This is a genomic window from Lachnoclostridium sp. An76 (assembly GCF_002161355.1).
In the GTDB taxonomy this organism is placed as follows: Bacteria; Bacillota; Clostridia; order Lachnospirales; family Lachnospiraceae; genus Mediterraneibacter; species Mediterraneibacter caccavium.
In genome coordinates this window covers 105,036-123,223 of the sequence record NZ_NFHL01000003.1, presented here as the reverse complement: position 1 = coordinate 123,223, position 18,188 = coordinate 105,036, and the positions used below count along the sequence as shown (strand labels likewise).

The 18,188-nt window shown below is 50.0% G+C and carries 21 protein-coding genes; 19 read left to right on the top strand and 2 right to left on the bottom strand.

Annotated elements, in window-relative coordinates:
* Position 1: 1 nt before the first annotated feature.
* Positions 2–1,141 carry a glucose-1-phosphate adenylyltransferase gene (locus B5G27_RS07400; protein ID WP_087178290.1) on the bottom strand — a complete coding sequence of 380 codons (1,140 nt, stop codon included), beginning with the start codon at positions 1,139–1,141 and terminating at the stop codon, positions 2–4.
* A gap of 302 nt (positions 1,142–1,443) precedes the next feature.
* Here B5G27_RS07400 and B5G27_RS07395 point away from each other — a divergent pair, with 302 nt between their 5' ends.
* From B5G27_RS07395 to B5G27_RS07345, 12 genes are all read left to right on the top strand, one after another.
* Positions 1,444–1,941 carry a MarR family winged helix-turn-helix transcriptional regulator gene (locus B5G27_RS07395; RefSeq protein WP_143449663.1) on the top strand — a complete coding sequence of 166 codons (498 nt, stop codon included), beginning with the start codon at positions 1,444–1,446 and terminating at the stop codon, positions 1,939–1,941.
* Positions 1,934–3,667: an ABC transporter ATP-binding protein gene (locus tag B5G27_RS07390; protein ID WP_087178289.1), complete on the top strand. Its 1,734-nt coding sequence runs from the start codon at positions 1,934–1,936 to the stop codon at positions 3,665–3,667. Before B5G27_RS07395 ends, B5G27_RS07390 begins: the two co-directional genes overlap by 8 nt.
* Complete coding sequence (locus B5G27_RS07385) at positions 3,660–5,567, top strand: ABC transporter ATP-binding protein (RefSeq protein WP_087178288.1); 1,908 nt, start codon at positions 3,660–3,662, stop codon at positions 5,565–5,567. Before B5G27_RS07390 ends, B5G27_RS07385 begins: the two co-directional genes overlap by 8 nt.
* A 299-nt stretch (positions 5,568–5,866) precedes the next feature.
* On the top strand, positions 5,867–6,319 hold the full coding sequence (locus B5G27_RS07380; RefSeq protein WP_087178287.1) for a hypothetical protein: 453 nt from the start codon (positions 5,867–5,869) through the stop codon (positions 6,317–6,319).
* A gap of 105 nt (positions 6,320–6,424) precedes the next feature.
* The gene (locus B5G27_RS16605; RefSeq protein WP_275533035.1) at positions 6,425–6,550 is read left to right on the top strand and encodes a hypothetical protein; all 126 of its coding nucleotides are present in this window, start codon (positions 6,425–6,427) and stop codon (positions 6,548–6,550) included.
* The gene (locus B5G27_RS07375) at positions 6,540–7,235 is read left to right on the top strand and encodes a hypothetical protein (RefSeq protein ID WP_087178286.1); all 696 of its coding nucleotides are present in this window, start codon (positions 6,540–6,542) and stop codon (positions 7,233–7,235) included. The genes B5G27_RS16605 and B5G27_RS07375 overlap by 11 nt, the downstream gene beginning before the upstream one ends.
* A gap of 99 nt (positions 7,236–7,334) precedes the next feature.
* Positions 7,335–7,634 carry a hypothetical protein gene (locus tag B5G27_RS07370; RefSeq protein WP_087178285.1) on the top strand — a complete coding sequence of 100 codons (300 nt, stop codon included), beginning with the start codon at positions 7,335–7,337 and terminating at the stop codon, positions 7,632–7,634.
* 4 nt (positions 7,635–7,638) lie between these two features.
* Positions 7,639–7,839, top strand: a complete 201-nt coding sequence (locus tag B5G27_RS16885; RefSeq protein ID WP_191421968.1) for an ADP-ribosylglycohydrolase family protein — start codon at positions 7,639–7,641, stop codon at positions 7,837–7,839.
* Entirely contained in the window at positions 7,836–8,159 is a 324-nt protein-coding gene (locus B5G27_RS07360; RefSeq protein WP_087178283.1) for a PoNe immunity protein domain-containing protein, read from the top strand. The genes B5G27_RS16885 and B5G27_RS07360 overlap by 4 nt, the downstream gene beginning before the upstream one ends.
* Positions 8,153–8,224 (top strand): hypothetical protein, encoded by a 72-nt coding sequence (locus B5G27_RS17055; RefSeq protein ID WP_087178474.1) that lies wholly within the window; start codon positions 8,153–8,155, stop codon positions 8,222–8,224. Before B5G27_RS07360 ends, B5G27_RS17055 begins: the two co-directional genes overlap by 7 nt.
* A 124-nt stretch (positions 8,225–8,348) precedes the next feature.
* On the top strand, positions 8,349–8,747 hold the full coding sequence (locus B5G27_RS07350) for a hypothetical protein (protein ID WP_087178282.1): 399 nt from the start codon (positions 8,349–8,351) through the stop codon (positions 8,745–8,747).
* Between the two features lie 15 nt (positions 8,748–8,762).
* Entirely contained in the window at positions 8,763–9,287 is a 525-nt protein-coding gene (locus tag B5G27_RS07345) for a hypothetical protein (protein WP_087178281.1), read from the top strand.
* A gap of 120 nt (positions 9,288–9,407) precedes the next feature.
* Here the strand turns inward: B5G27_RS07345 and B5G27_RS07340 are convergent, their stop codons facing one another.
* Positions 9,408–10,271: a phosphoribosylaminoimidazolesuccinocarboxamide synthase gene (locus tag B5G27_RS07340; protein ID WP_087178280.1), complete on the bottom strand. Its 864-nt coding sequence runs from the start codon at positions 10,269–10,271 to the stop codon at positions 9,408–9,410.
* A gap of 338 nt (positions 10,272–10,609) precedes the next feature.
* On the opposite strand from B5G27_RS07340, the gene asnB reads away from it, so the two are divergent.
* The 7 genes from asnB to B5G27_RS07300 all read left to right on the top strand — a co-directional run bounded on the left by asnB (position 10,610) and on the right by B5G27_RS07300 (position 18,086).
* Entirely contained in the window at positions 10,610–12,148 is a 1,539-nt protein-coding gene (gene asnB, locus B5G27_RS07335) for an asparagine synthase (glutamine-hydrolyzing) (RefSeq protein ID WP_087178279.1), read from the top strand.
* A gap of 31 nt (positions 12,149–12,179) precedes the next feature.
* Complete coding sequence (locus tag B5G27_RS07330) at positions 12,180–12,941, top strand: TatD family hydrolase (protein ID WP_087178278.1); 762 nt, start codon at positions 12,180–12,182, stop codon at positions 12,939–12,941.
* Between the two features lie 98 nt (positions 12,942–13,039).
* A complete protein-coding gene (gene rsmA, locus B5G27_RS07325; RefSeq protein ID WP_087178277.1) occupies positions 13,040–13,903 on the top strand; it encodes a 16S rRNA (adenine(1518)-N(6)/adenine(1519)-N(6))-dimethyltransferase RsmA in 864 nt (287 codons plus the stop codon).
* Positions 13,904–14,109: 206 nt separating this feature from the next.
* Positions 14,110–15,480 carry a citrate/2-methylcitrate synthase gene (locus B5G27_RS07320; protein WP_087178276.1) on the top strand — a complete coding sequence of 457 codons (1,371 nt, stop codon included), beginning with the start codon at positions 14,110–14,112 and terminating at the stop codon, positions 15,478–15,480.
* Between the two features lie 9 nt (positions 15,481–15,489).
* A complete protein-coding gene (locus tag B5G27_RS07315) occupies positions 15,490–16,416 on the top strand; it encodes an alpha/beta fold hydrolase (protein WP_087178275.1) in 927 nt (308 codons plus the stop codon).
* Positions 16,417–16,675: 259 nt separating this feature from the next.
* Complete coding sequence (locus B5G27_RS07305; RefSeq protein ID WP_087178273.1) at positions 16,676–17,398, top strand: DUF5058 family protein; 723 nt, start codon at positions 16,676–16,678, stop codon at positions 17,396–17,398.
* 22 nt (positions 17,399–17,420) lie between these two features.
* On the top strand, positions 17,421–18,086 hold the full coding sequence (locus B5G27_RS07300; RefSeq protein WP_087178272.1) for a hypothetical protein: 666 nt from the start codon (positions 17,421–17,423) through the stop codon (positions 18,084–18,086).
* The last annotated feature ends 102 nt before the right edge of the window (positions 18,087–18,188 follow it).

The following is an 18,188-nucleotide window of genomic DNA, read 5'->3' as shown; positions in this document are numbered from 1 at the left end:
ATTATTCATCCCCCTTTACACGTTTTGCCACAAGTTCGATATTCTTGCTGTCGGCGCTGCCTACTACGGCGTTTTTGCCGATCTTGATGCCGTCCGCGACGAGTGCGCGCGTTACCACTGCGCCTTCCGCGACTTCAGCTCCCGGCATGAGGACACTGTTGATGACCTTTGCCCCTGCCGCCACCTTTGCGCCGGTGAACAGGACAGAGTTGTGCACTTCGCCGTCAATGACACAGCCCTGGGTGATAAATGCGCGGTCAATGACTGCGTCCGCTCCGATATACTGAGGAAGCGCTGTGACATCCTCTGTGTAGATCTTCCAGGTGCTGTCATTTAAGTCAAGCTCATTGTTCTTGTCAAGGAGATCCATGTTTGCCTCCCAGAGAGAATCAATGGTTCCCACATCCTTCCAGTAGCCTTTGAATTTATAGGCAAACAGGTTGCCGCCGCTATTTAACATGGCGGGGATGATGTCTTTTCCGAAGTCATGGTTGGAATCCGGATCCTTCATATCTGCGAGGAGCATCTTGCGCAGCTGCTTCCAGTTGAAGATGTAGATACCCATGGAAGCGAGGTTGCTCTTCGGGTGTTCCGGTTTCTCTTCGAATTCAACGATGCGCCCGGTCTCATTTGTATTCATGATGCCGAAGCGGCTCGCCTCTTTCATCGGCACTTCGATGACAGCGATCGTTGCGTCCGCCTTGCACTCCTTGTGGTATGCGAGCATTTTCGCATAATTCATTTTATAGATATGGTCGCCGGAAAGGATCAGGAGATATTCCGGTGAATATGTATCGATGAAATCGATATTCTGTGAGATCGCGTCCGCTGTCCCTCTGTATACATCCAGGTTGGCGTCGGATTTCTCACGCGGCGGGAGCACATACACTCCGCTGTCCTTTGCGTCCAGGCCCCAGCGGCGTCCCGCTGCGACATAGCTGTTCAGGAGAATGGATTCATACTGTGTAAGGACACCTACAACATCGATCCCGCTGTTGGCACAGTTACTAAGGGGAAAATCGATGATGCGGTATTTTCCACCATATGAAACAGCCGGTTTTGCCACTTTTTTTGTCAGGTCATGAAGACGGGACCCGCGGCCGCCGGCTAAAATCATGGCTAACATGTTATTTTGCTTCATAATGAGCCCTCTCTTTCATTCTTAGTACATTTTATTATACAATTTTTTTTGTGACATTTCTATACTTGCGATGGAAAAAGTACAAGATTTTCGTTAAAACGGCATAAAAATTCAATGTGGAATGTGAAAAATGCGCATGAACAGGAATCGTCGGTCAGAAAACAAAGGCAGAGTGATAAAATTCGCGGGAAATCGGATTTGTATGTTGACAATAAAATTGTATTTGCATATACTGACTGTTAGTTACCGAACAAATTTATGGGCGGAAGGATATTTCCATATTTGAAAGGAAGTTGAGTACAATGTGCGGCAGTGAAAACATGGAGATCAGCGACAGCGGCCATGATGTGGGCAGGCTGATCAATACGATCTCGCATCAGCTGAAACGCCGGATGTGTATCCAGGAGGAAGAGGACAGCCTGACCACGAACATGCAGCGGCTCGTGCTGCATTATATCCTGTTCGAGTCCCTTAAGAGGGATATCTATCAGAAGGACGTGGAGAAGGAGTTCCAGATCCGCCGGTCCACTGCGACGGGTACGCTCCAGATACTGGAAAAAAACGGATTTATCAACCGCGAACAGGTAGAGTGGGACGCCCGGCTGAAAAAGCTGACGCCCACGGATAAGGCAAAAGGCGTGCGCAGGCATATCCTGGACAATATCCGCTATATCGAGGAGCTCCTGGCGCGGGATATCCCGGCCGAGAAGCTCGCGGTCTGCAGGGAAGTGCTGAGCCAGATGTCGGAAAATTTGTCGGTAGACGAAAAAAGAAGAGAGGAGATAATAGACCATGAATAGGAAATTACTTCGTTCTGTCAGGGAATATAAACGGGAATCATTCCTGACTCCGGTGCTGGTCTGTCTGGAGGTTCTGATGGAAGTCCTTATCCCGCTGCTGATGGCGAAGATCATTGACGTGGGGATTATGGAAGGGGATATGGCTTACATTATAAAGATGGGTCTTCTGCTCATCGTCATGGCGATGCTCGCCCTGGCATTCGGCGCCAAGGCGGGACAGCTCGGAGCGATCGCTTCCTCAGGATACGCGAAGAACCTGCGCCATGATATCTTTTATCGGATACAGGAGTTTTCATTTGGAAACATCGACCATTTTTCAACATCCAGCCTTGTGACAAGGATGACCACGGATATCACGAACGTGCAGATGGCGTATATGTTCACCATCCGTCTGCTGGCAAGGGCGCCGATAATGATCATACTTTCCCTGATCATGACAATGACCATCAGTATGCCGATCGCCATTGTCATGCTGATCGTAGCGCCGGTCCTCGGCACCGCACTGATCTTTATCGCAAAGAAAGCGCACCCACATTTTGTCAAGGTGTTTGATGAGTACGATGTGCTCAACAACACAGTCCAGGAAAATGTCAACGCGGCAAGGGTCGTCAAGGCGTATGTCCGCGGCGACCATGAAGTAGAGAAATTCGGCAAAGTATCTACGATAGTATTCAAACTGTTTACGAAAGCCGAGAAGATCGTAGCGTGGAACTCTCCGATCATGCAGTTTGCCGTATATACAGTCGTTATCGTCATGGTGCTGATCGGCGGCGAGAGTATTATCAGCGGAACGATGCAGACAGGAGAGCTGACCAGCGTGATCGTATATGCGCTCCAGATCCTGATGTCTCTGATGATGGTGACCTTTGTGTTTACGATGATCATGATCGCAGAGGCTTCCACAGACCGTATCACAGAGGTGCTGGAAGAGGTGCCGGAGATGCAGGATAAGGCGGACGCAGTCAAAACAGTTGCAAACGGAGATATTGATTTTGAACATGTCAACTTCAGCTATGCCGGAGAAGGCGGAAATCTTTCGCTCAAAGATGTGGATCTTCATATTAAAAGCGGACAGATCGTCGGCATCATCGGCGGTACGGGAAGCGCCAAGTCCACTCTTGTGCAGCTGATCCCGAGGCTGTATGACGTGACGGGCGGCAAAGTGAAAGTCGGCGGCGTGGATGTGCGCGACTACAATCTGGAGGCGCTGCGCGACCAGGTGTCCATGGTGCTCCAGAAGAATGTGCTCTTTACGGGAAGTATTTATGAAAACGTCCGCTGGGGTGATGAGAATGCCAGCGACGAGGAAGTGCAGAGAGTCTGCAAGCTGGCTCAGGCGGACAGCTTTATCCAGGAGTTCCCTGCCAAATATGACACTATGATCGTAGAAGGCGGTAACAATGTGTCCGGCGGGCAGAAGCAGAGACTCTGTATCGCGAGGGCGCTGCTTAAGAAGCCGAAGATCCTGATCCTTGACGATTCCACCAGCGCGGTGGATACAAGGACAGACGCTCTGATCCGCCAGGCATTCCGCGAGGAGATCCCGGATACGACGAAGATCATCATCGCGCAGAGGATCTCTTCCGTGGAGGATGCGGATGTGATCATTGTCATGGATAACGGTGAGATCAACGGTATCGGCACATCAGAAGAGCTTCTGAAGACGAATGCCATTTACCGGGAAGTATATGAATCACAGGTGAAAGGAGGCGCTGACGATGAGTGATCAGATCAAACAGAGACGGGGCGGCGGCCCGGCAGTCACAAAGGGAACGATCAAGACGGCGAAGCGTCTGCTGAAATATGTGACAGGTACTTATAAGGTGCAGTTCATCGTGGTGCTGATCTGTATCCTGATGAGCTCCGTTGCCTCGATCTCAGTATCTCTGTCGCTGAAATTCCTTCTGGATGACTTTATCATCCCGCTGATCGGGCAGACTGACCCGGATTACACAGAGCTTTACAGCGCTCTGGCAGTGCTGGGGACGATCTTCCTTCTGGGCGTGATCTCTACCTTTGTATACAGCCGTATGATGGTCGTGATCGGACAGGGCGTGTTAAAGCGTGTCCGCGATGAGATGTTCGAACACATGCAGACACTGCCGATCCGCTATTTTGACCAGAATACAAACGGCTCGATCATGAGTCTTTACACGAATGATACGGATACCCTGCGCCAGATGATCAACCAGTCCATCCCGCAGGTGCTGATGTCCGTGTTTACGGTTGTTGTGACATTTGTTTCCATGCTGGTGCTCAGCCCGGTGCTGACGATCCTGGCAGTGATCATGATCTTTGTAATGAGCCTTGTATCAAAACTGGTGGCGGGCAACAGCGGAAAGTATTTCATCCGGCAGCAGCTCGACCTGGCAGATATCACAGGTTTTGTGGAAGAGCGTATGAACGGCCAGCGCGTCGTTAAAGTGTTTAACCACGAGAAGATCTCAGAGAGAGAATTTGACGAGCTCAATGAGCGCCTGTTTACAAGTGCGTCACGGGCGCATACATTTGCAAGTATGATGGGGCCCATCATCGGAAATCTCGGAAACCTGCAGTTCGTGCTCACGGCAGTGTTCGGCGGCTTCCTCTCCGTAATGGGCATCGGAAATATCACGCTGGGAGTCATGGCGTCTTATCTGCAGTTTACAAAGAGCTTTACACAGCCATTCATGCAGATCGCGCAGCAGTTCAACTCCATCATCATGGCGCTTGCCGGAGCGGAGCGTATCTTCAATATGATGGATGAGGAGCCGGAGGTTGACGACGGCTACGTCACCCTTGTCAACGCGAAGAAAGACGAGAACGGCAATATCGTGGAGTGCAAAGAGCGCACCGGCATGTGGGCGTGGAAGCATCCGCACAAGGCGGACGGAACGGTCACTTACACAGAGCTGAAAGGCGATGTGCGCTTCTATGACATGACATTCGGATATACGCCGGACCATATGGTGCTCCATGACCTGACCCTGTATGCAAAGCCGGGGCAGAAGCTGGCCTTCGTCGGATCCACCGGCGCGGGCAAGACCACGATCACCAACCTGATCAACCGGTTCTACGATGTGGCGGACGGCAAGATCCGCTATGACGATATCAATATCAACAAGATCAAAAAAGCGGACCTGAGACATTCGCTCGGCATCGTGCTCCAGGATACCCACCTGTTCACAGGCACGATCAAGGAAAATATCCGTTACGGAAAACTGGACGCAACGGATGAAGAAGTATATAAGGCGGCAAAACTCGCCCATGCGGACGGATTTATCAACATGCTGCCAAATGGGTATGACACCCACTTAAGCGGCGACGGGGAAGAACTCTCCCAGGGGCAGAGACAGCTCCTCGCCATCGCCAGAGCGGCCATCGCAGATCCGCCGGTGCTGATCCTGGATGAGGCCACGTCCTCCATCGATACCAGGACAGAGCAGATCGTACAGCAGGGTATGGATAACCTGATGAAAGGGCGTACCGTATTCGTCATCGCCCACCGGCTGTCCACCATCCGCAACAGCGACGCCATCATGGTCCTCGAACACGGACGCATCATCGAGAGAGGAACCCATGAGGATCTGTTAAAATTAAAAGGAACTTATTATCAGTTGTATACAGGGAAGTTAGAGCTTTCGTGACGGCAATGAGCCGTGCGGAGAAGCGGAAACAGGGACCCGGAAGAGTGCTTGCATTCTTACGGGTCCCTGTTTCTGTTTTTCCATAGGGCGAATGCCCGCGACTGAGATGGAGCGGCAGAGCCGCGGAATCGAAGTTGGCACGGCGGGCGCCCCTGACCTTTGCCGGACAAATGTTAAAAAGAACTTGAAAATGTGCCGGATATGATAGATGATTATAAATAAGGCGAACTAAAGGGGTAACAGTCTGCCCGAAAAACAGCAATGGAATCATGTTGGGAGAGCATAAGAGGTGTATTGAAATGTATATTCTTATTCCATTAATACTGTCAGCAGTATGTTCATTCGTGAATCCTTATGTAGGATTGTTTGGTATATTTACACTTGTGGAAGTAATTATTATCCTTTGTGTTGACATCAATGCAAATGTCAGGATCAAATTGAGTGATAAAGTGTCTGCGGAAGATCCGCCTCGCTCGGAACGGCTGAAGAGATCGGGAAGGGTTCTTGCAACAGCAGAATGTGTCCTTGTAGTCTTTTTTACAATAATAACAGCAGCAGTAGAGAGCGGGGTGTGGATGCTTGCAAGCGGAAGAATTACAGGTGATCCAGTGGTTATGACGCCGTTTTCTATCATTTCAGAGGAGAATCTGACGCTTAGTTTTGTTTTGCTTGTATCCGCTATGGTATTTCAGGTTATTGCGCTTATTCTGGTATTCGTCAGGAGAAGGCAGTTGAGAAAAAGAATTTGTTGAGACGCAGTTTCTGATGCCCATAAGGATCAAAGCTGCCAAAGTTTTTTCAGAATAGAACAGAGGGAATGTAAATGAGATACCAGACTGTCGGGAAGCGGCAGATAGTTGATATCAGATAAAATGATGCAGGATAATCTGCAGGATTACATTATGGGAGCGGAGAATGAAGCCTGCGGCGATGTATATGGCGGAGTCTATGGGTACATAACAGGGAGGAAGTATGAGGGATAAAAAGACAGTGATTTTGATGATAATAGCACTTTCCCTTCTGGCGGCCGGATGTAGCACCGGCGCAAAGGAGAAGAGTGGGAATCTTAAAAAAGTAGAACGTATGGAAACAGAAAAGATTTTAACCGTCGATGAACTGATCAGATTATCAGGAATTACAGAAGCAGATTACAGAGATGTGGATCTGCAGCAGTTTATCGAAGACTATGCAATAACAGAAGAAAATGTGGAGTCTTTAAATATCAAACTGTTGCTCGAAAATTATGATGGAGAGGAAGATGTAAGCGATATATTTGCCGGTACGGCACAGGAGCGGAAAGATGATTTCACAACAGGAGTGGCAGCGATTGCTTTTTACGAAAATGTAAATACCGGTACTGAGTGCGTATACTATGATCTGGCTGCAAAGGAGAGGTATCGGGCAGCCGACTGTTTTTTGTTTTCGGATTTGGATCAGACAGAAGCGGAGCCGTATGGAGATGGGGAAATGCTTATAGATAAGATGGACAGTCTCGGGGTGTTTTCCTGGGAAAACAGCAGCGATCCGGAATATATGGAGGATGCACAGAGTATGGAACTGGCAGTAAAATATGAGGATGGTACGGTATTTCATGTATCATCAACAGGAATTCTGTCGCAGCTTTTGCCCGATACGTATACAGAAATAAGAACATTGCTGCTGGGATAGCAAAAAGGATTGTTATCTGTTCCTGGAACTTCTGCCGGTCTTGTATCTCAGGAGTCAGAGAGGAAGCGGATAAAACGAGGAGTGAACAGGGGTAAAAATATGGGTGGGAAACAATTAACTTTAGCTGAGAAATGGCAGATAGATGCAGAAGCGTATAAGAAAGGTGCCATAAACAAAACATCTGTGCCTCAGTGTGCAAAGTGCAGATATGTTAAAAAAGGAGATGCCCTGCACTGTAACGTTTATAAAGAAGAAAGAAAACCGGGGTATGTGATGTTCCCGCTCAAAGAATGCCCGTCATTTTGCAGTGATGACATTTTGGAGATCGATGTGTCTGGCGTGAAATGCGACAAGATATACGGGGGAGTTTTTGGATTTCTTTCATACGGAATCCTATAGAGATGTGGTCCTGAATGCAGTAAATCTCGGGGGAGACACTGATACGATCGCTGCTCTCGCCGGGGGGATCGCAGGGATATATTACGGTTTCCGGTCAATCCCGGATAATTGGGTACAGAACATTTGCCGGAAACATGAAATATCAGATATGATATCAATGTTTTGCCGCAGCGTTTTCAGGATGGAACAGAGGGGATGTAAATGAGAGATCAGATCAAAGATCTAGAATATTTTAATGAATTTTTGCAAGAGGAGCAGGCGAGGATAACCAGATTCTCTGATAAGCTGGCAAGTGGTGGAGTAAAACCGGAGAGGCGGCTGCCGGTAAAAACAAAAATACATGATCTAAAGCTGGGAATATTAACAGCGAGATATTCCAGAGGGGACGAACTTTCGGTATTGGAAGGGGAATATGCAGAATTATTGAAAAGCTGGGGAGAGGTATGGGAACCGGATAATTATAATAAAAACCTGAATATGATCTCACTGGGAGGTTTGAAGCCGGGGCTGTTGCAAAAATATTAAATATAGATGATACGGGCATGGAACATATGCCCTGTTACCCGTACGATCTGGTCCATTATAAGTGATCAATCCCGACCGGGGATGTCCGTGAACGGGCGAAAGAAACGGACAGGTTTCTTTTTCGGTTCGATGAAGAGAGATACAATATTTCTGTGATACCGAAAGTTTATAAAAAAGGTGGTTTATGGTATGCAGTCAGGCAGATATATGTCAGGGCATACGGCAATGTCCTGTGTAAAGAAAGAAATGCACCGGCAGTTTGGAGACGAAATATTACTGGAGGAGGAAAAGTACGCCTGGGAGCATCATGGATGGTTTTTGTTGAAATTCCGGTATATACCGAAACCATATATGATCCAATTTGAAGGAGAATTTAACTGTTTTAATGTTAGGATAACGAAAGACGATGACGCATATATTGCTTTGAAGAAACTGACTGATTACAGCAATGACCTTATTGAGAAGGATATATGTGATTCCATAGAAAAACTAAAGAAAGTACTAAAAACCGAGATCGCTTTTTATAGATCCATAAACGGCAAACTCTATCAGGAGATTAATGGAGAGTACAAGCGGATCAGGAGATGAGAGGACCTGTTTTAAATGGACAATAATAAGTTGATAAAAAGAAAAATACAGACTTATGAGATCGTTTTATGCATTTTTGTACTTTGTGTGATCGCGGCGGGACTGTTTATGCCGAAGGCAGGTCCTCTAGTAATGATCGACGAGATCTGTGATGTACTTGCCATCTGGACTGCATGCATCTATGTGAGCGTGCGGATCATACGGGGCATACGGGACAGAGGGCCTTTTCCTGCTTCCGTGAAAGCAGCCCGGATCTTTGTCATAGCCGTATGCGTGGTGATCGGTGTACTGTTTGCGAGGAGCACAGCTCTGGATCTTGTGTCCGGACCGGAGACGGCTCAATTGACGGATATACAGGTCAGCAGATCCCAAGCGCATACAGGTATCTTTTCGCTCCACTATTATCTGACAGGAACGGACAGCCAGGGAGAGCGTGTCCGGCTTGAGATATCGGGCGATGATTATGCCAGACTGTCAGGAAGCAGCAGTGTTACGGTTGAATATTACAGACATACCGGGCGGATCGTCAGATATATATAGATGGCAGGACGTATAAAAAAACAGAAAGAAAAGTAAAATATCCCACAAGGATACCAGGCGATCCCCTGATCCCTTGTGGGATGATTTTTATCAAGATATGGTATGGATATCAGCAGAACGTTAGTCGAGTTTCTTCCCTGTGAGCATCTCGTACCCCTGCAGGTAGATATCAATGGTCTTCTGTACAATGTCATCCGGCAGTGTCCAGTTGTTGTCCGGGTTTGCCTTCAGCCAGTCGCGCGCGAACTGCTTGTCAAAGGACGGCTGTCCGTGTCCCGGCTCATATCCGTCCGCCGGCCAGAAGCGGGAGCTGTCCGGTGTGAGCATCTCGTCTCCGAGTACGATGTTTCCGTCCTCGTCCAGACCGAACTCGAACTTTGTATCCGCGATGATGATGCCGCGTGTCAGGGCATAGTCCGCGCATTTTTTGTACAGCGCGATGGTGTAGTCACGGAGTTTTGCCGCATACTCCTCGCCCTTGCCCGGGAATGCTTTCTCCAGGTGCTCGATGCTCTGCTCATAAGAGATATTTTCGTCATGGTCCCCGATCTCTGCCTTTGTGGACGGAGTGTAGATCGGTTCAGGCAGCTTGTCGGACTCTTTGAGTCCTTCCGGCAGCTTAATGCCGCAGACTGTGCCGTCTTTCTGGTAGCTTGCCCAGCCGCTTCCTGTGATGTAGCCGCGGACGATGCACTCGATGGGGAGCATGTTGAGCTTGCGGCACATCATACTGTTGCCGTCGAACTGCGGCTGCTGGAAGAATTCCGGCATATCCTTTACATCGGTTGAGATCATGTGGTTCGGCAGGATGTCAGAAGTCATGTCAAACCAGAATTTGGACATCTGTGTGAGCACAGTTCCTTTTTTGGTTATCGTGTTTTTCAGGATTACGTCAAAGCAGCTGATCCTGTCAGTTGCAACAAGGATCAGGCTGTCGCCGTTGTCATAGATTTCACGTACTTTTCCTTCTTTGATCGGTTTCATTTCGTATACCTCTTCTTATTTATAGTTTAAATAGTTCCTTTAATAGAATAGGCATAAATGAGGGGAAAGACAATAGTTTTTTGGATTTTTGTGAAAATAAAACGATGGAGAAGCGGAAAGAGTACAGATTTACAGCAGATATCCGATATGGTAAAATACAACAGGGAGAACGCCGGGGAGCAGCACGGACGGCGCGCCGGTTTGTCGGCGATGGGAACGCTGACGGAAGCATGATCCGAGAGGGAGTATAGCCTGACAGGAAGCGTGGCTCAACAGGAAGCATGGCTCAACAGGAAGCATGATCCAATAGAAGATAAAAAGAAACAGGAGGAGTACTTATGATAACAGTAAAAGAATACCGCGGGCATATCCGCAACTGGGAAGAACTGTGCGAAAGGCTGGAAATCCCGCTTGACCTTACGCGGGAAGAGCGGGAGGAGAGGATCCTGATCCGCGCTTATGAGACGTGGGGATATGAGATGGCGGACCACATGCACGGGATGTTTGCGTTTGCGCTCTGGGATGATGAGGAGAAGAAGTTATTCTGCTTAAGAGATCAGTTCGGCACTAAGCCGTTTTATTATTATGAGACTGCGGACGGGAATCTTCTCTACGGCACTACGATCCGCAGGATCATGGAACAGCCGGGATTCGTAAAGGAGCTCAATGAAGAAATGCTCCAGCTCTATCTGAGCCTGACCTATGTGGCGGGGGAGAACACATTTTTCCGGGGGCTTAAGAAGCTCATGCCGGGACGGTATCTCGTGTGGCAGGACGGCAGGCTGAGCATTACGCGCTACTGGACGCCCACGTTCCATCCGGATGAGAGCCGGACGCTGGAGGAGTGGGCGGACGAGATCCACACAACGCTGAAAGAGATCATGCCTGAGGTGAAGACAGCGGACGAGACGGCGGAGTCCTTCCTGTCCGGCGGGGTGGATTCTTCCTACGTGCTGGCAATGTCCGACGTGGAGATGACGGATTCCTGCGGGTATGAGGAAGAGCGGTTCGACGAGTCCGGGCTGGCGCGCCAGACAGCGGAGATCCTTGGCAGGAAGAATTCCCGGTGCCTGATCACGCCGGAGGAGTATTTCGGGATCGTGCCATACGTAATGTACAATATGGAGCAGCCGCTCGGGGACGCATCGGCCATCGCGTTCGCCATTGCCTGCCGGGAGACAGCGAAGCATACGAAGATCTGCTATTCAGGAGAAGGCGCGGATGAATTTTTCGGCGGGTACAATATGTACCGCAACGCAGAGCGATACGGCGAGAATCTGAAGACATTCTATGTGGGAAATACAAATATCATGAAAGAGGATGAGAAGAAACGCATCCTGAAAAAATATGACCCTGATGTCCTTCCGATCGAGGTCGCGCGGCCGATCTATGAGGAGACAGAAGGCCTGGATCCGCTGACGAAAATGTCTGATGTGGATATCCAGATCTGGCTGGAGGGAGACATTTACCTGAATGTGGACAAGATGAGCGAGGCCGCGGGGCTGGAGATCCGGATGCCCCTGACGGACCGCAGGATATTTGATATCGCGTCCCGGATGCCGTCCAAATATAAGGTTAATGAGGAACAGAACAAGGTGGCGCTGCGCACCGCGGCGGCAAAGGTGCTTCCCGAGGAGATCGCGTTCCGCAAGAAGCTCGGCTTTATCGTGCCGATCCGTGTCTGGATGGCAGACGAGCGGTATAACGGAGACGTCAGGAGATTATTCCACAGCGGGATCGCGGAGAAATTTTTCGACGTGGACGAGATCAATGCGATCTTTGACGATTATGTGGGAGGCAATTCGGACAACTGGAGGAAAGTGTGGACGATCTATACATTCCTTGTATGGTATGAGGAGTATTTTGTGAAGCGCTGATCCTTTCGGAACAGACAGGAGAGATAAAAATATGATAATCGATACACATGCCCACTATGATGATGGACAATTTGACGCAGACAGAGAGGAGCTGCTCGGCAGCATGAAAGAGGGCGGGATCGGGCTCATCGTAAACGCGGGATCCACGGTCGCGTCCTGGGATAAGATCGTGGAACTGACCGAAAAGTATCCTTTCGTATACGGTGCGGTCGGCGTGCACCCGGATGAGGTGGGTGAGCTGGATGAGGAAAAGTTCCTGAGGATGGCGGACCTGCTGGATCGGGATAAGATCGTCGCTGTGGGGGAGATCGGACTGGATTATTACTGGGATAAAGAAAAGCATGATCTCCAGAAAGAGTGGTTCGTCCGCCAGCTTGGCCTGGCGCGGGAAAAAGAGATGCCTGTCATCATCCACAGCAGAGAGGCCGCGGCAGATACGTTTGATATTATGAAGCAGCACGCCGCCGGTATGAAGGCGGTCATCCACTGTTATTCCTACTCCCCGGAGATGGCGCGGGAATACGTGAAGATGGGGTATTACATCGGCGTGGGCGGAGTCGTGACATTTAAAAATGCGAAGAAACTGAAACAAGTCGTGCAGGAGATCCCGCTGGAGTCCATCGTGCTGGAGACAGACTGTCCGTATCTGGCTCCTGTCCCATACAGAGGGAAAAGAAATTGTTCATTGTACCTGCCTTATGTGGCAGAGCAAATTGCAGAGCTGAAAGGAACAACAGTCGAAGAAGTCATACAACAGACAGAAAAAAACAGCAGGGAGCTGTATGGTTTGTAGAATATTCAGAAAACGCGGCTAAAAGGGGTCAGACCCCTCTTGGGAGGGGGCTGACCCCTTTTGCCGAAGCTGTCTGAATATTCCGAAAGGAGGATAAAATGAAGCAGCCCACATTAGGCAATCCGCAGAATACGATCGCAGTGCTGCAGAAGTATAATTTTGTGTTTCAGAAGAAGTTTGGGCAGAATTTTCTGATCGATACTCACGTGCTGGATAAGATCATCCGGGCAGCGCAGATCACGGAGGAGGACTGTGTGCTGGAGATCGGGCCGGGTATCGGGACGATGACCCAGTATCTGGCGTGCGCGGCGCGCCGTGTGATCGCGGTGGAGATCGACCGGGCGCTGATCCCGATCCTGGAAGATACGCTGGAAGGATATGAGAATATAAGGGTGATCAATGAGGATGTCCTGAAGGTGGACATTGCGAAGCTGGCTGAGGAGGAGAATGGCGGCAGACCCATCAAGGTGGTGGCGAATCTGCCGTATTATATCACCACCCCGATCATTATGGGGCTCTTTGAGAAACATGTCCCGGTAAAGAGCATAACCGTCATGGTGCAGAAGGAGGTGGCGGACCGGATGCAGACCGGACCGGGCTCCAAGGACTACGGCGCCCTGTCGCTGGCTGTACAGTATTATGCAGATCCGTATATCGTGGCAAATGTGCCGCCTAATTGTTTTATGCCCCGTCCGAAGGTGGGGTCAGCGGTGATCCGGCTGGACCTGCATGAGGAACCGCCTGTTAAGGTGAAGGACGAGAAGCTCATGTTCCGGCTGATCCGCGCGTCATTTAACCAGAGGAGAAAGACGCTGGCGAATGGGCTGAAAAATTCGCCGGAGCTTGATCTCACAAAAGAAGAGATCGAGGCGGCGATCCTCTCACTCGGGAAGGGGCCGAGCATCCGCGGTGAGGCGCTGACGCTCGCTGAGTTTGCGGCGCTGGCTGACCGGCTGAGCTGATCCAAAGTAACAGTTAAGCCCGCGCCATTCGAAAAACCGCACTGCGGCCTTACTGCGGCTGCCGCCGCTGTTTTCCTCATAAACGGGCGCGCAGCCCGATGGCTGAACTGTTAGGATTCACAAATATTTAATAGTCAGTTTATTGTTTAATTATGCGATTTTTAGTATAATATAAAGATCATACGGAGAAAAAGGAGGAAGGTCACATGGCAAAAGATATTGAGAACATTTTATTCGATATTACTCCCGAGATCGAAGCGCTTGCGAGGGAATGTGAACAAAATAATGCGATCGAAAAAGAATTGTACACCAAATACGAGGTGAAGAGAGGGCTGCGTGACCTGAACGGAAAAGGTGTTCTTGCAGGGCTTACGAACGTTTCAGATGTCTGCGCCACAAAGATCGTCAACGGCGAGTCCGTGCCTTGCGAGGGCAATCTTTATTACCGGGGATATAATATCAAAGATCTGGTAAAAGGATTCCTTGCCGCAAAGCACCCGGGCTTTGAAGAGACAGCATATCTGCTCCTGTTCGGGGAACTTCCGACCAAGGATCAACTGCAGGATTTCCAGCGGATGCTGGCGGAGAGGAGAACACTTCCGCCGAATTTTGTGCGCGATATCATCATGAAGGCGCCCAGCCGCGATATGATGAACAGTATCACCAGGAGTATCCTTCAGCTTTATTCCTACGATGACAAGGCTGACGATACGACGATCCCGAACGTGCTGCGCCAGTGCCTGAACCTGATCAGCCAGTTCCCGATGCTGATGGTTTACGGCTACCACGCATACAATTACCGCATGGGAGAGGATCTTTATATTTATGCACCGAAACCGGAGCTGTCCGCGGCGGAGAATATCCTGATGATGCTGCGCGAGGACAGGAAGTATACGAAGCTTGAGGCGAAGATCCTTGATATGGCGCTCGTGCTCCATATGGATCACGGCGGCGGAAACAACTCTACATTTACAACGCACGTTGTAACCTCATCCGGCACGGACACTTACTCCACGATGGCAGCTGCCATGGCCTCCCTGAAAGGGCCGAAGCACGGCGGCGCGAACGTGAAAGTGACGCAGATGTTTGATGACATGAAAGCGCATCTGACCGACTGGGAGGATGAAGATCAGATCAGAGCCTACCTGGAAGCACTGCTTGACAAGAAGGCGTTCGACAAAAAGGGACTTATTTACGGAATGGGACACGCGGTTTACTCGATATCAGATCCTCGTGCGGATATATTCAAACGGTTTGTGAAACAGCTCGCAAGAGAAAAACATCACGAAAAAGAATATGCCCTCTACGAAAAAGTAGAGCATATGGCGCCGGAGATCATCGGTGAGAAGCGCAGGATGTACAAAGGCGTCAACGCGAATGTGGACTTTTACAGCGGCCTTGTCTACAGCATGTTGGATCTTCCTCCGGCACTGTATACGCCAATCTTCGCGGCGGCGAGGATTGTAGGCTGGAGTGCACACAGGCTGGAAGAACTCAAGAATGTAGACAAGATCATACGTCCGGCATACAAGGCTCTCGCGCCTCATCGCGAATACATAAATCTTGATGACAGGTAAGTGAGTAACATGAGAGACGAGTTTTATTTCCCGTCAAAGGACGGCAATACGGAGATCCATACAATCGAGTGGAAGCCCGAAGGGAAAGTGAGGGCCGTCCTTCAGATCTGCCACGGAATGGTGGAATATATCAGGCGATATGACGAGTTCGCACAGTTTTTGTGCGGGAAAGGCTATTATGTCGTGGGAAATGACCATCTCGGGCACGGCAAGTCTGTTCAGGCAAAATCCGAGTATGGGTTCTTTAATGAAAAGTACGGGAATGCCTGCGTGATCGGAGATATGCATACGCTCCGGCAGCGCACGGAGAAGAAATATCCGGGAGTGCCGTACTTTATGCTCGGGCACAGTATGGGCTCATCGCTCCTCAGGCAGTATATACAGATGTATGGAAATGGGCTGAGCGGGGCTGTGCTGGTGGGCACGGTGGCTGACCACAAAAAAGCCGCGCTGCTGTTCGGGAAGAGGCTCTGCAGATTGATGGCCGCGTTCAGGGGATGGCATTACCGGAGCAGGATGGTAGATAACCTTGTCCTGGGGGTGTATAACAAGAAGTTTAAGCCGGCGCGGACCCGGGCGGACTGGATCACCAGTGATAATGAGCTCCTGGATATATATGTCTCTGATCCGCTCTGTTCTTTCATGGCTACTGTGAATGTATATTACAACATTTTCTGCGGGATGATCGGAATACAGCGGAAAGAGAGTGTGTATATGATCCCCAAAGGGCTTCCGGTCCTCTTTTTATCCGGGGCGGATGACCCGGTGGGGGAGTTTGGCAAAGGCGTGCGGAAGATTTATGAAAAATACCGGGCAGCAGGCATACAGGATGTGACGCTCAGGCTGTATACGGGAGACCGTCATGAACTGCTCAACGAGACAGACAGGGAACAGGTCTATGAGGACCTGCTGAACTGGCTGGAAAAGCATATATGATCAGGAACTATATGATCCGTTTAAAAGAAAACAGTGTATCCTTCAGCGGGTGGGACCGCCGGGGATGCACTGTTTTTTTTGCGAGCTGTTTTTTGTGATATGGCCGGAAGAAGAAACAGAGGCAGGAAGAAACAGGATGACTTTGCCGGACTGCCATGATAGAATAGTGTCGGAGTGCGCGGGAGATCAGATGAATGCCGCAGGGCGGCCTGGTCTGGCTGCGTCCGAAAATATCAGAGAATGAGAATGGAGGGAAACTATGTTTGATCCAAACAGTACATTTCTATTTATCCTTGCCGGGCTGGTCATTGTCTTCGTGATCGCTCAGTCTGTATTTTTCCTTGTAAGGGCATACAGGAGAGGAAAAACTTTGGGCATGGACATGAAACAGATCCGCAAAACTATTATTTCCACAGCGGTCTTTACCTTTGCGCCTGCGGTGTCCATCCTGCTGGGAGTTATCACCCTGTCAAAATTTCTGGGGCTCCCGCTGCCGTGGCTGCGCCTCAGCGTGATCGGAGCCATCACCTATGAGCTGCCGGCTGCGACAACGACAGCGAACGCGCTGGGGATCACAGCGCTGTCTGAGACGATCACAAACCCGGAGGTATATACGGCGATCGCATGGGTCATGACGCTGGGGATATTCCCGGGGCTGATCTGGGTGCCGCTTTTTATCAAGAAGATCCAGGGCGGGCTGATGAAGATCAAGAACAAGGACAGCAAGTGGGGTGATATCCTTATGACTGCGCTGTTCCTGGGGATGATCTCAGCGTTCCTGGGGATGGTATTCGCGGATATCCGATCAGGACTGGCGGGATGGATCCCGATCTTTGTCCTGCTGTTTTCTGCGTTTGTCATGGGGATCTGCGGGATCCTGGTCAAAGTCTGCCGCATGAAGTGGCTGGAAAACTATGCTCTGCCTGTCAGTATGCTCTGCGCGATGGCATTTGCGGTAGTGATCACACCTATGATCGTGTAAGCATCGGAAAGGAGAAATAAAAATGAGAGATAAAAACCGAAGCTATGAAGAGATGACACATATATACGGGCGGATCTGGATCCTGAGCGCGCTCGGGATGATCTTTGCTTATCCGATCGTTGCCTGTATTTATTATGACGCATGGCCGGGGATCGTGCCCGTGCTCAAAGGACTGGTGGGAGTAGCGCCCATTTTCTGGACAGTGGGGCTGATCGAGGTGCTGACTTTTGTACCAATGCTCGGGACTGCGGGCTCTTATCTGGCGTTCGTTACAGGAAACCTTACGAATCTGAAAGTGCCGGCGGCATTGACCGCCATGGAAAATGCCAGGGTAAAACCGGGCTCGGAGGAAGGCGAGGTGATCTCTACGATCGCGGTGGCGACATCTTCGATCGTTACCACTGTGATCATTGCCGTGGGAGTGGCGCTGCTCGTACCGCTAACCCCGATCCTGAACTCGCCCACCCTTAAGCCAGCATTTGACAATATACTCCCGGCGCTGTTCGGCGGGCTGGCAGTTGTGTATGTGAGCAAAAACTGGAAGATATCCATAGCACCGCTGGTGTTTATGGTAGTGCTGTTTTTGTGCGTGCCGTCACTGTCAGGATCCGTGGGAGTGCTTGTGCCGGTGGGCGCGCTCATCGCGATCGGAGCGGCGAGGATACTGTACAAAAACGGGAAACTGTAAGTTGTCTGAATATTTACGGCATTGGGACAGACCCCTTTTAAAAGGGGTCTGACCCCAATGGGGAAAGGAGTCACACTATTTTGATTATTTTGTATTGTATGC